At 45.5% G+C, this 13,600-nt stretch carries 11 protein-coding genes; 5 read left to right on the top strand and 6 right to left on the bottom strand.

What is annotated here, in order from left to right; genetic code table 11:
• Positions 1-31 precede the first annotated feature (31 nt).
• Positions 32-916 (bottom strand): D-hexose-6-phosphate mutarotase, encoded by an 885-nt coding sequence (locus BCU34_RS09260; protein ID WP_102433609.1) that lies wholly within the window; start codon positions 914-916, stop codon positions 32-34.
• A 242-nt stretch (positions 917-1,158) separates the two neighbouring features.
• Positions 1,159-2,154: a type I glyceraldehyde-3-phosphate dehydrogenase gene (gene gap / locus BCU34_RS09255; protein ID WP_017059382.1), complete on the bottom strand. Its 996-nt coding sequence runs from the start codon at positions 2,152-2,154 to the stop codon at positions 1,159-1,161.
• A gap of 319 nt (positions 2,155-2,473) precedes the next feature.
• Between gap and msrB the strand changes: the two genes are divergently transcribed.
• Positions 2,474-2,911 (top strand): peptide-methionine (R)-S-oxide reductase MsrB, encoded by a 438-nt coding sequence (msrB, locus tag BCU34_RS09250; RefSeq protein ID WP_080967323.1) that lies wholly within the window; start codon positions 2,474-2,476, stop codon positions 2,909-2,911.
• A 179-nt stretch (positions 2,912-3,090) separates the two neighbouring features.
• Here the strand turns inward: msrB and BCU34_RS09245 are convergent, their stop codons facing one another.
• On the bottom strand, positions 3,091-3,897 hold the full coding sequence (locus tag BCU34_RS09245; RefSeq protein ID WP_102478318.1) for a DUF2989 domain-containing protein: 807 nt from the start codon (positions 3,895-3,897) through the stop codon (positions 3,091-3,093).
• A gap of 113 nt (positions 3,898-4,010) precedes the next feature.
• Here BCU34_RS09245 and BCU34_RS09240 point away from each other — a divergent pair, with 113 nt between their 5' ends.
• Complete coding sequence (locus BCU34_RS09240; protein WP_010437067.1) at positions 4,011-4,292, top strand: YeaC family protein; 282 nt, start codon at positions 4,011-4,013, stop codon at positions 4,290-4,292.
• Positions 4,293-4,435: 143 nt separating this feature from the next.
• Here BCU34_RS09240 and ansA read toward each other — a convergent pair whose 3' ends face one another.
• Both ansA and sppA read right to left on the bottom strand, forming a co-directional pair.
• Positions 4,436-5,452, bottom strand: a complete 1,017-nt coding sequence (gene ansA, locus BCU34_RS09235) for an asparaginase (RefSeq protein WP_019823767.1) — start codon at positions 5,450-5,452, stop codon at positions 4,436-4,438.
• 118 nt (positions 5,453-5,570) lie between these two features.
• Positions 5,571-7,421 (bottom strand): signal peptide peptidase SppA, encoded by a 1,851-nt coding sequence (sppA, locus tag BCU34_RS09230; protein WP_102478319.1) that lies wholly within the window; start codon positions 7,419-7,421, stop codon positions 5,571-5,573.
• A 279-nt stretch (positions 7,422-7,700) separates the two neighbouring features.
• Between sppA and BCU34_RS09225 the strand changes: the two genes are divergently transcribed.
• The 3 genes from BCU34_RS09225 (at position 7,701) to BCU34_RS09215 (ending at position 12,575) form a co-directional block, all read left to right on the top strand.
• Positions 7,701-9,710, top strand: coding sequence for an NADPH-dependent 2,4-dienoyl-CoA reductase (locus BCU34_RS09225; protein ID WP_165886704.1), 2,010 nt, complete (start codon positions 7,701-7,703; stop codon positions 9,708-9,710).
• Between the two features lie 206 nt (positions 9,711-9,916).
• Complete coding sequence (locus BCU34_RS09220) at positions 9,917-10,465, top strand: NAD(P)H nitroreductase (protein ID WP_017070328.1); 549 nt, start codon at positions 9,917-9,919, stop codon at positions 10,463-10,465.
• Positions 10,466-10,580: 115 nt separating this feature from the next.
• Positions 10,581-12,575 carry a DNA topoisomerase III gene (locus tag BCU34_RS09215; RefSeq protein ID WP_102478320.1) on the top strand — a complete coding sequence of 665 codons (1,995 nt, stop codon included), beginning with the start codon at positions 10,581-10,583 and terminating at the stop codon, positions 12,573-12,575.
• Positions 12,576-12,593: 18 nt separating this feature from the next.
• Here BCU34_RS09215 and BCU34_RS09210 read toward each other — a convergent pair whose 3' ends face one another.
• Complete coding sequence (locus tag BCU34_RS09210; protein WP_102478321.1) at positions 12,594-13,595, bottom strand: DUF3080 domain-containing protein; 1,002 nt, start codon at positions 13,593-13,595, stop codon at positions 12,594-12,596.
• Between the last annotated feature and the right edge of the window lie 5 nt (positions 13,596-13,600).

The raw sequence follows: 13,600 nt of genomic DNA, 5'->3' as shown, positions 1-13,600 counted from the left end.
AAACCGGCCTTTGAAGAGTTTTTTGAGTCGCTTACTGAGCTGAAATCACCGTAATCAGCTGGTGGCTTTCGCCAGGCTGTAATGTTTTTCCTGCTTCTAGGCTTGGTGCGTGCAGTGTTGATTCAACACATAGCATGGTTAGGTAACCGTCGTCTTGCATGTCGCCCATACTAGCGGCGCCTTCTGCCCACGGGTTCCACAGTACTGCAGAGTTATGACCGTGGTTTTCAACGGTTAGCGTGCGATCTAGCTTCTTGTCAGCAACAAAAATTTGCGCTTCTGGTTGCGTGTAAACACGGTCAATCGTGTCGGTTAGTACCAGTTCATCACCGCCTTGGCAGATCTTGCCACCTTGCAGGCTGTCGATGTACTTAGCGCCCATACCTGTGGTGGTGGTGTTATGAATGTCTGCAACGTTTAGGTAAGTGTGCAGCGCACCAGAGAAAGTCCATGGTTGTGAATCTGTGTTCTTCACGTCCAGGGTTACTTTTAGTTGCTCACCGATCTCAACATTCAAACGTGCATCGAACTGATGAGGCCATACTGCTAGCGTCTCTTCGCTTGGCTTCAGACCTAAGCTAACAATCACGCCAGCTTCGCTTTCACGGTGCTCAACCAATTGCCATTCACTTGAACGAGCAAAACCATGTGCAGGTGCTGCAATGCGACCAAACCAAGGCCAACATACTGGAATACCACCACGCAGAGCCGTTTTACCATCGAATTTAGCTTGTTGGCTCATCCAAATCAGGTCTTCTTGACCTTGCGGTTGGAATGACACCACATGGCCGCCAAACAGTGAAATCGCTGCGTTTGCTTTATCGTGGATAACGCGAACCAGTTTTACACCTTCGTGTTCAACGATAGTGACGTTGTCAGAAAGTACCGCCAGTGCAGGTAGAGTAGATAAATCCATTACATGATCCTTCTAAGGAAATTGAATTCAAATGCTGACTAGAGTGATGCTTGTGTTTTCATAAGTAACAAGCAGAGCCAGTATTAGAATTGAATTTTGCATTTGGGCTATCTTTATGAGCTTAGATAGACGCGGTTTAAAAGATAGCAGGTATTAAAAAGGCGACACTAAGGTCGCCTTTTTCAAAGTCTGCTCAAAACAGTCTTCGCTAATGCTTATCTAAAGCTATTTCTAAAAAGAAATTACTTAGAGATGTGAGCGATTAGGTCTAGAACTTTGTTTGAGTAACCGATTTCGTTGTCGTACCAAGATACAACTTTAACGAATTTGTCAGTTAGAGCAACACCAGCTTTAGCATCGAATACTGAAGTTTGAACTTCACCGATGAAATCTTGTGATACTACTTGGTCTTCAGTGTAACCAAGAACGCCAGCCATTTCGCCTTCAGAAGCTTCTTTCATTGCAGCACAAATTTCTTCGTAAGATGCAGCTTCTTTTAGGTTAACTGTTAGGTCAACTACAGATACGTTAGCAGTTGGTACACGGAAAGCCATACCAGTTAGAAGGCCGTTTAGTTCTGGAAGAACAACGCCTACAGCTTTAGCAGCACCAGTTGAAGATGGGATGATGTTTTGAGAAGCACCACGGCCACCGCGCCAGTCTTTAGCAGAAGGGCCATCTACAGTTTTTTGAGTTGCTGTAGTAGCGTGAACTGTAGTCATAAGACCAGACTCAATGCCCCACTTATCGTTAAGTACTTTAGCGATAGGTGCAAGACAGTTAGTAGTACAAGAAGCGTTAGAAACGATGTCTTGACCAGCGTAAGATGCTTGGTTAACGCCCATTACGAACATTGGAGTTGCATCTTTAGAAGGACCAGTAAGAACTACTTTCTTAGCGCCAGCAGTGATGTGCTTACGTGCAGTCTCGTCAGTTAGGAAAAGACCAGTTGCTTCAGCAACTACGTCTACGTCGATAGCATCCCACTTAAGATCTTCTGGGTTACGCTCAGCTGTAACACGTACAGTTTTACCGTTAACGATTAGGTTACCGCCTTCAACTTCAACAGTACCGTTGAAACGGCCGTGAGTTGAGTCGTACTTAAGCATGTATGCCATGTACTCTACGTCGATTAGATCGTTAATACCTACTACTTCGATGTCTGCACGCTCTTGAGCTGCGCGGAATACGAAACGGCCGATACGGCCAAAACCGTTAATACCTACTTTGATAGTCATTGTAGTTGCTCCACAACTTAATTTCTGATTAAAGATAACTGGTAGTAAAATTACAGAATCCAGTATACATCTGCAATAGATAATCCGACTTAACTTGTTTAATGTCAAAAAAAAGCGACGCTTTTCTTAACAATTGGGTGTAAGTGGTTGAAAATTGACCATTGCAAGTGGCTCTGTACCCTTCCAGTTGGGTAAAATACCCCTAAATGATGATTCACTTATGAGTGTATATGTACAATGTTTCCTGGTGAGAAAGTATGTGCTACAAAACGACTGATATGCAAGCCTTTATAGAAAAAAGTAAATATAATAACTGAGAATGTGGAGAAATATTAACGTGATTCAAAAGGGAGGAAATATGATAAAGCCTGATGAATACTGGCGTGAGCGCCTAACAGACGACGAATTTGCAGTGTGTCGTGAACGTGGTACTGAAGCCCCATATAGCGGTAAGCTACTGCACAACCATAAGACTGGTGTCTATAGCTGCACATGCTGTGAAAGCCCTTTGTTTCTGTCGGATAACAAATACGACTCTGGGTGTGGTTGGCCAAGTTTTGATGCCCCAGTGAATGATGAAGCAGTACGCTATATAGAAGATCTAAGTCACGGAATGAAGCGTGTAGAGATCCGTTGTAACGCCTGTGATAGCCATTTAGGTCACGTTTTTCCTGATGGTCCGAAGACCACAGGTGAACGATTCTGTGTTAATTCGGTGTCGTTAATTTTCAACAAAAATGACGAAAGTACGAAATAACTTGTAACTATTGTCTAATCCTTACAGGTCGCATTTGCCGATTTAGGAATGCTGAATGACCCAAGATTTCAGAATTAACTCTAGTACAAATAAAAACAGCTACCAGAAAGGTAGCTGTTTTTTTTTGAAAGCGGGTGAATGAATCGGAAGCTTAGGTTAGAACACACTAAATGGTGCGCTCAGTAACTCGGGACGATTGAAGGGCTGTAAACTCCATCCTCAATAGCTTCGACGATCTTGTCTGCGTCTTTATTTAGCTTCTTATAGGTTGCCTTGTCGAAACGGTACAGCACAGTTAGCTCTGCTTCAGAAGCAATCGGCACGTCAAAGTCTTTGGCAACCATCGCCCAAATGTACGCTTTTTCCATATGGCCAAGGCTATGGTTGATACTTGCCATCGACTTGAAGATTTCAGTGTTGGCTACTGAGCCATTAGAAAGCGTTAGCGCATTATTGAGTAACTTAAGTGTCTTTGCATGATCGCGGGTGGTGTAGAAGGTTGCCAAGGCATATTGCATCTCTGCTGTATTTAATGCTTCTTTTCCTTCTAGCTGTAGGAAACTGCGTCTGGCGTTGGTGTCCCCAGTTTGCGACCACAAGAAGTAAAGCGTTTCTGGTGTATCGGATTTCGATAGCTCATCAACAATGCGCTCAGACTCTTCGATACTGTGCATTAAAGAGGTAAAGCGACGCTCTTGCAGCTTAGATTGATCGATTGTTTCGATCTGCGCCGCGAGTTCTAGGCACTTTTTGTAGGCCGTGACTAATTCGAATTCTTTAATTTTGTTTATTTCGGTGGGTTGCTTCTGAACTTCAAATCGATGCCAGATAAGATCGGTACGTGCTACGCGACATTGCCCATCGTTCATATTCAATTGTTCACACTGAAGGCCCGGGTTGCTTTGGCACAGTTGATCGGTATTTTTGTTCCCTTCAAGACACCCAACCAGAGTGAAAGGCAATAGGCTAATCGCCAACCATTTCATAATTTTCATATTCCTTCACTTGTGATCAAATGCACTTATTATCGGTCAGGTTCTTGACTCAATTTTGTTACGGGTTATTTTCTGGTGAAAATTGTTAAAACTAAGGCTTTACCATGGATGCAGAACAACTTCTTAGCGCAATGACTCCCGAGGTCTACGAACGTTTAACCTACGCAGTTGAAACGGGTAAATGGCCAGAAGGTACGGCGCTCTCAAAAGAACAGCGTGACTCGTGTATGCAAGCGGTTATGTTATATCAATCTAAACATAACTCTGAAGCTCAACATATGACAATTGCAGCTGGTGGTGAAATTAGCTTTAAATCTAAGTCTGAACTAAAGAAACAGTTTAAGTCAGATCAAGAAGACATTGTTAGGGTTAACCCGAATCATTAAGCTTAAATTACAACAAAGGTGTGGCAATGTGCCACCCCTTTTAGTTTAACTCGTTTATTTATAAGCAATAAAACGATTTAGTTCACGTTAAGCCGCCGTTGCTATCATCGAATAACTGGGTTTAACATGAATCTGTGAACTGGTTATAAACTCATCTCGCCACGCAACACTTGTTGCATTTGAGCCTTCACTTCTTCGTAGCCTAGGTTTTGGCTTAGTAGATAATGTAACTTCGCCAGTGCCGCTTCCGGTGTCATATCATAACCGCTGACAACGCCAGCTTCTGCCAGTGCACAACCTGTCGCGTAACCCCCCATATTCACTTTACCCGCTAAACACTGAGTAAGGTTCACCACGATAACACCACGCTCTGATGCGTCTTTAAGGTGTTGAAGCAGTTCTGGGTTTTGTGGTGCATTACCAACACCAAAAGTAAGCAGAATCATTGCGTTCACAGGCTGCAATAACGTGTTGCGAATCACTTCGTGTGAGATGCCAGGGTACATTGTGATTACGCCAATAGGTTGCGGAGTAATGTTATGAACCTTGAAAGCGCCTTCAGGTTGTTCGTTTACCTTTACGTTATTGCTAAGTTGGATATTGATACCCGCTTCTAGCAAAGGATTCAGGTTTGGAGAAGTAAACGCATTGAAGCCATCTGCGTGTGATTTTGTGCTGCGGTTACCACGCATCAACTTGTTGTTGAAGAACAGTGTCACTTCGTTGATAGGGTAGTTTGCTGCAATGTGCAGTGCATTCAGCAGGTTTGCTTGTCCGTCTGAACGAAGCTCTGCTAGGGGGATCTGAGAGCCCGTAACAATCACAGGTTTGCCGAGGTTTTCAAGCATGAAAGACAGTGCAGAGGCGGTGTATGCCATAGTGTCTGTACCATGCAGGATAACGAAGCCATCGTACTTATCGTAGTTCGCGCGAATGTCATCAGCGATGGTCTGCCAATCAAGTGGCGTCATATCTGAAGAGTCCATTAATGGAGAGTATTCGTGAATGGTGTACTCAGGCATCTCTGGGCGATGGAATTCAGGCATGCCGGCTAGCTGCTTATCCATGAAACCTGCGACAGGAACATAGCCGTGGTCAATAGACTTCTGCATGCCAATTGTGCCGCCGGTGTACGCGATATAGATGTGTTTTCTTTCCATGGCGATTAATACTTAGTGTGATATAGGGAACAGGGGGGCGATTATAGCGAATTATCATGCAATAAAAAGAGGCGCCTCACACAGAGGTGCCTCTTGATAATAAAGCGTTGAGCTTATCTTATTGAACTTGGCAGTTTAAGCAGAAAGCGTATCGGCCTTGTGGGTCGTTAAAGTTGCCTAACAGCTGGCTATCTTGAGCTAACTGTTGAGTAACGGGCTGTAAACTGCTTGGAATCATTGACTGAATATCAAGGCCTATCGACATCTGAATTTGGTTCATAAATTCTTGAATAAATTGCTCAGTCGCCGAAAGTGGTTCTTCAACCCAGTAGATGTTGTAACTTTCAAGCTCTGCAAGTGAAGCCGCCGCTGCAACCGCATCATCGAAATCGCCAATCTCATCGACTAAGCCTTTCTGAATCGCATCTTGACCTGTCCAAACTCGACCTTGAGCAATCTTGTCGACCGCATCGACTTCCATGCCGCGATTTTCTCCAACTAGGCTGATGAATCGACGGTATCCGTTTTCAATGCCCATTTGGAACGCGTCTTTCGCGCCATCGCTAAGTCCAGTTGTAATCCCAAGACCTGAGAAAGGTGACGTACCAACGCCATCTGTGTAAACACCAATATCATTCAGTCCTTTTTCGAAGGTAGTGATAACACTGAAGATACCAATCGAACCCGTTAGTGTGGTTGGCTGAGCTAGGATCTTATCTGCGCCCATCGAGATCCAGTAACCACCTGAAGCAGCAAGACTCGACATCGACACAACAACTGGCTTACCCGCTTGCTTGATCGCTTCTATTTCATTACGAATAACTTCAGAAGCAAAGGCACTGCCACCTGGGCTATCTACACGAAGTACAACGGCTTTCACTTTATCGTCGTTACGTGCTTGGCGGAGTAGGGCTGCAGTGGTATCTCCGCCAACTGTGCCACGTGGCTGCTTGCCATCCATAATTGCGCCGCTGGCAACAATCACGGCAACGTCGTGTGATTCACTGGTCATGTCGGGAAGCATGGTTGCACGGTATTCGTAGTAACCAAACGCGTTGTAGCTGTCTTGACCGTCACTGCCGAAAACATCTGCAAGCTCTAGGCGAACTTGTTGGCGTGTCGCTAACTCATCCACTAAGCCAAGTTTTTCAGCCAGTTTTGCAATGTCACCATCGACAGACTCAAGTTCTTTCAAGAAGGTGTCCATGCTTGGGTTCAGTGTTTTAGCATCGATCTGACGGTTGTTACTGACGTCATCAACGTACGCACCCCATAGTTGGCTTAACCAACGAGAAGCGGACTCTTTCGCTGCATCTGACATGTCGTCACGAATGAAAGGCTCAATAGCTGACTTGTAAGTACCAACGCGGAACACATGAGTGTTCACATCGAGCTTCTCTAACAAGGTTTTGTAGTAAAGCGAATAAGCGCTGTAACCTTTAAGAAGAACGCCGCCATCTGGTGATAGGAAGACTTTAGTTGCGTAGCTTGCTAGGTAGTATTGGCTTTGGTTGTAAAAGTCACCCACCGCATAAATAGGTTTGCCTGCCGCTTTGAACTCATTCAACGCTTTAGCGATGTAGCGCAGCTTGGTTAGGTTGGTTTCTGGCAACTCTTTGAGTGCTAAAACGATACCTGTAACCTTGTCATCGTCTTTTGCGTAGCGAATCGTTTCAACGATATCAAACAGGATGTTCTCTTTTGGAAGGTCTTTGCCAAGCAGCGAACCCGTGACCGAATCCATCGGATTGATATAGCGACTTTGTTCTACAATAGGACCAGACAGGTTAAGCACCAGAGCTGAATCCTGTGGAACCGTCGGTTGAGCCGTATCTGAATGGAAGTACACAAAGTAGATGATGGCGATACTGAGTAAAAAGACTAGGTTAACCAGCGCAAGACGTACAAACGTAATGAGCTTCCAAATCCCTTTAAAGATCATACCTATAAATTTGAATATTTTTTTCATTCTGTCTCCGCAGTGAGATCAAGTCGCTTTAACAAGCCGTAGTACCATTAATCTCAATCATATGAACTGCTTAGTATCCTACGATAATTCCCAAGCTCAAACTACACCAAGAATTGTTAATCGATATATATTCTCATTAAGTGTAGTCAAATTAAGGGGTTCTGAACGATTAATACCTTCAGCATTATGATCGGTGTTACAAAAATGTAAACGGTTGTTTGAACTTTTGGTGATTGAACTATACTGTGGTCAGACCACAAGGATAAAATAATAGAAGTGATGTCTGCCATGTACCCACATTTACTTGAACCACTCGATCTTGGATTTACTCAGTTACGTAACCGTGTATTGATGGGATCAATGCACACAGGTTTAGAAGAAAATAAAGAAGGCCTACACAAACTTGCCGCGTTTTATGAAGAGCGAGCAAAAGGAGGCGTTGGTCTTATTGTTACCGGTGGTTTCTCTCCTAATTTACGTGGCAGATTAACCCCATTTAGTGCTGAATTCAGTAAAGTAAAGCACGCCAAAGCGCACCAAGTTGTTACCGAAGCCGTCCACAAGCACGGCGGTAAAATTGCGCTTCAACTATTGCATGCCGGTCGTTATGCGATGCACCCATTCGCGCAAAGTGCTTCTGGCATTAAAGCGCCAATCGCTAAGTTCGCACCCAGTGAGATGAGCCCTCGTCAGATCAAAAAGACCATCGGTGCCTTTGCCAATAGTGCAGAGCTCGCTCAGGTTGCTGGTTATGACGGCATTGAGATCATGGGCTCGGAAGGTTACTTGATTAACCAATTCATTTGTAAGCGTACCAACATGCGTTACGACGAGTGGGGCGGTTCTTACGAGAAGCGTATGCGTTTCCCGCTAGAGATCGTCAAATCGATTCGCGAAGCGGTGGGTAAAGATTTCATTATTATTTTCCGACTGTCGATGCTGGATTTGGTTGAGCAAGGTAGCACCTTTGAAGATGTTGTTCTTTTGGCTCAAAAGCTAGAAGAAGCGGGCGTGACTATCATCAATACTGGTATTGGTTGGCATGAAGCTCGTGTTCCGACTATCGCGACGCAAGTACCACGCGGTGCATTCTCTTGGGTAACCGAGAAAGTGAAACCATACGTGTCGATCCCAGTGGTGACATGTAACCGAATCAACACGCCAGAAGAGGCCGAACGTATCCTCAGTTCAGGGCAGGCCGACATGGTTTCAATGGCGCGCCCATTCTTGGCAGATCCGGACTTTGTTAATAAAGCCGCTCAAGACCAAGCGCAGTTCATCAATACCTGTATCGGCTGTAACCAAGCTTGTCTTGATAACGTGTTTAAGGGTAAGCGAGCGAGCTGTTTGGTTAACCCACGAGCTTGTTACGAGACTGAAATTGTTGTTCAGCCAGCGCAAGCGACTAAGTCCATTGCGGTTGTCGGCGCAGGCCCAGCCGGTTTAGCCTGTGCAACGACTTTAGCGCAGCGTGGACACAAGGTTGACTTGATTGAGAAAAATGACCGTATCGGCGGCCAGTTTAGATTAGCAATGCAGATACCGGGCAAAGAAGAGTTCAGAGAAACGATTCGTTATTTTGCTAACCAAATCGATGCATCCGGCGTGAATCTGAAATTGGATACCGAAGCAACGTTTGAGATGTTGTTGAAGTACGATGAAGTGGTGATGGCTGCTGGCGTAGAGCCAAGAAAGCTCGATATTGAGGGCATTGACCAAGAAAACGTGGTCGATTACCAAACCTTGATTCGTGAAAAGACACCAGTCGGCGAAAAGGTCGCGATTGTTGGTGCTGGTGGTATCGGTGTCGATGTGGCAACCATGCTGACAGAGCCGACTTCACACAGCCTAGACGATTGGCTGCATGAGTGGGGTATCGATAAGAACATGGAACACCCTGGTGGTTTGTATCCTTACCCGGATTCATTCAGCGACAAAACGGTTTGGGTGATGCAGCGTAAAGCGGGGCGCGTTGGTAAAGGCCCGGGTAAAACCACAGGCTGGATTCATAAACGTACGCTAGAAAAGCGCGGCGTGAATCTACTGGGTGGCGTGAGCTACAACAAAATTGATGACCAAGGTCTGCATATCAGTATTGGCAAGAAAGAACAGGTCCTCGATGCCGATTCCGTTATCGTGTGTGCAGGTCAGGTGTCAGTTCGTCCATTTGAAGATATGTGGCAAGAGTTTGGTGGCAAACTGCACGTGATAGGCGGTGCCGATTATGCCGGTGAGCTGGATGCAGTACGTGCTATCCGTCAAGGTGTTGAGTTAGCTATTAAGTTATAGAATCATCTATCAAACTGTAATCTTATCGGTAGATATTGTTACTTAATTTGCTGAGCTAGATTTTGAACAAGGCTCCTAAGTCATAGATTTAGGAGCCTTTATTGTTTCTAATCTAGCCCAAATTGACAGCCGTTGAGATTTATTATCGTTTGTATTCTGTGCTAAAGTTCAACTATACAAACAATAAAAATTAGTAAGGACTTCAAATGGATGCTTTGGATCTATTGCTCAACAGACGCTCAATCGCAAAACTCTCTGATCCAGCACCTGAAGGTGTGGCGTTAGAAAACATCATTAAAGCAGGGCTGCGCGCTCCAGACCACGGTGCACTAACACCTTGGCGCTTTGTTATCGCGCAAGGTTCTGGTCTACAAAAGCTTTCAGACATCTTGGTGCGTGCCGCTGAAGCGGATGAAAGCGAAGAAGCGGTTATCGAGAAAGTAAAAAAAGCGCCGTTCCGAGCTCCGATGGTGATCACCGTGATTGCTAAAGTAACCGAGCATGAAAAAGTACCAGCGATTGAACAACATCTTTCTGCAGGTTGCGCTGCTCAAGCGATGCAAATGGCTGCAGTCGCACAAGGTTTCCAAGGCTTTTGGCGCTCAGGTAAATGGATGTTCCACCCAGAAGTACACCAAGCATTTGGCCTCGAAGGCGATGACGAAATTGTTGGCTTCTTATACCTAGGTACTCCGGGCTGTACGCCAATGAAAGTGCCAGAGCGTGACTTCTCAAAGTTTGTTGAGTTCTTATAAAGAAAGCTGAAGCTTGAATAGTGGAATGCTAACTGTATAAACAACCAGTTTTTCTTGATTTATTAGGGCCACATTAGATAATGTGGCCCTAATTGTTTGTAGCATCTGGAAAAACATGTCTCGCCTTATTATTGCTGAAAAACCAAGCCTCGGCCGCGCGATCGCCGCTGCACTGCCTAATCCACAGAAGAAAGACCAAGGGTTTATCAAATGTGGCAATGGGGATGTGGTGACTTGGTGTATTGGACACTTATTGGAGCAGGTTGAGCCGGATGCTTATGACGACCGCTACAAGAAATGGAACTTGGCCGATCTTCCTATCGTGCCAGAGCAGTGGCAGCTAAGACCTCGTAAGACATCCAGCAAACAGCTTACGGTGATCCGAAAGCTACTGAAGGACGCCACTCAAATTATTCACGCCGGAGACCCGGATAGAGAAGGGCAGCTGCTGGTTGATGAAGTGATTGATTACTGCAAAGTGTCCAAGGCCAAAAAAGAGTCGATGGACAGGTTATTGATCAGCGACTTGAACTTACCTGCCGTAAAACGTGCACTATCCCAAATGCGCAGTAACCGTGACTTTATTCCACTGTCTATTTCTGCATTGGCACGCTCTAGAGCCGATTGGCTGTATGGCATGAACATGACCCGAGCTTATACCTTGCTTGGTCAAAAGGCTGGCTACCAAGGCGTGTTGTCGGTAGGGCGAGTACAAACACCTGTACTTGGTTTGGTCGTAAGGCGTGATGAAGAGATCGAAAACTTCATTCCAAAAGATTACTTCACTTTGCATGCCTTGATTCCTTACCAAAACAACGGTCAGAGTTTTGATATTCGTGCTCGTTGGAAACCAAGTGAAGCGTGTAAGCCGTGGCAAGATGAAGAAGGACGCGTGCTCAATCGAAAGCTGGTTGAGAACGTTGCTCAGCGAATTGCGAATCAACCCGCGACGGTGACGGAATCAGAGCAAAAGCAAAGTAAACAAGCTGCGCCACTGCCTTACTCGCTGTCAGCTTTGCAGATTGATGCGTCTAAGCGTTTTGGTATGAGTGCTCAGCAGGTGTTAGACACTTGTCAGTCTTTGTACGAGAAACACAAACTCATCACTTACCCGCGTTCTGATAGCCGCTATCTACCTAAAGAGCACTACTCGCAGCGAGAATCGATCGTTGATGCTATCGCTAACAATGCGAAAGAGCTGCAAAGTGGCGCTCAAGGTGCGGACCTTTCTCTTAAATCAAAAGCATGGAACGACAGTAAGGTGGATGCTCACCACGCAATAATCCCAACACCGAAGAAGTCATCGGTGAATGGTTTATCTGCCAATGAGATGAAAATCTATCAGCAAATCGCTCGTCAGTATCTAATGCAGTTCTACCCACCTGCGGTTTTTGCCGATGCTAAGCTGGTCTTTGATATAGCTGGTGGTGTGTTCATTGCGAAAGGGCGTCAGCTTATCAACCCAGGTTGGAAAGTGTTGATGGGCAAAACGGACACCGAAGAGAAAGGTGATGGCACGGATACGGTTCCTCCATTGGATAAAGGGACTGTGTTGACGTGTCGTGAAGGCGTGATTGGTGATAAAAAAACTGAGCCACCAAAACACTTTACTGAAGCGACCTTGCTTCAAGCGATGACAGGTATCGCGCGTTTTGTTGCGAACAAAGACCTCAAAGCCATTTTGAAAGAGACCGATGGCCTTGGCACAGAGGCAACCCGTGCAGGCATTCTAGATACCCTTTTCAAAAGACAACTGCTAACGCGTCAAGGTAAGAGCATACATAGTAGCCCTGCGGGTAGAGGTTTGATTCATGCTCTACCGGAGGATTCTACCTTTCCTGACATGACGGCACACTGGGAGCATCAGTTACAAGGTATGGCTGAGCGTAACCAAGCGTACCAACCTTTCATGCAAGCGCTAGAAAGCAAGATTGATGGCTTAATGGGGACAGTGAAAACAGGGGAAGTGCCTGAATCACTCCGCCACCTTCCTAAAGTCGAAAGACCAGCGTTTAAACGTCGTAAAGGTGGTGGTGCTAAGAAGTCTTATGCCAACAAAGGTACGTATGCTAAGAAAGGCTCTTCCGCTAAAAAGGGCACTAAAAGCTAAGACTTATTGAGGTTAGGATTAACGTCCGACTTTACGCCCACAACGTTTAAACAGTTGCTGCCAATAGTCCACATGGCGGCGAGTTGATGCGCGAAAGGCTTGGTGCGTATCTTTGATGGGGAAATAATAGCTGTGAAGTTCTGGCTGAGCATCAAACATAACAAGCTGCGATGCTAACTGCTGATAGTAGCCATCCAGCTGAGCCATGTAAGGCTGAACCTTGCCAATATACTGTTGTTCGAACACATTGTTGAGATAACGAAATTTAGTGGTGTCTCGTTGCTTACCACAGATGATATTGGCATCAAAGGTGGTGAGTTGCTTAGTAATGGTATCCAATTCTGCCGAAGCACGAGCGAGCGAGTAGTACAAATCTCCAAGCGTAGAACTTTTCTCCAGTACTTCTTGCACCTCAATGGTTTTACCCGAAACGAGCGACGTGTTTAACGCTTGATTAATATGTTTTAGGGCGTCGCTTGTCTGTCTTACTTGATCGCCAATATCCGCACGCAACCACTGACTCCCCCGCATTTGCGACTGCATGGCATCACTGGCATAGATGAGATTCCATTGATGTAGCGGAAACTGTGCGAGTTTCTGTTGCTCAATTTCTTTTAGTAATTCTACGATCTCTGGGTCTAGCTTGTGATTAGCTAAACATTGACCCACACCTTCCAGTAGATCGACCTGATAATCATAATTTCGGAACTCGTCCGCGACTTTTCCGAGTACTGAATTTCTTTCTGCAATCAGATTGAACAATCCACACTGACGAAGGTGGTAGCTGTCGATGAGGCCGATAGAGAGTGAGGGCACGTCAAGCAGCAGCTCTCGTTTTCTCGGTAGGCTTTCAAATTCCCATTTCTCTTTTATCTCGTCAGCGTCTTGTACCCTGGCTATTTTAGTTTGATAGTCGTCAAATAAGTCTCCAGGGCCTTCCCCAAAACACCCACCGAGCACCACGGTTAACAAAACCAGTGGCGAACGTCGCAGTAAATTTGCAAGAAGGCGAGGATTCATGGGGA

Origin of the sequence: Vibrio sp. 10N.286.45.E10, assembly GCF_002874195.2 — a bacterium.
GTDB classification, from domain to species: domain Bacteria; phylum Pseudomonadota; class Gammaproteobacteria; order Enterobacterales; family Vibrionaceae; genus Vibrio; species Vibrio crassostreae.
Note: the sequence above shows the minus strand (reverse complement) of the source record. Positions and strands in the feature narration are given on the sequence as shown.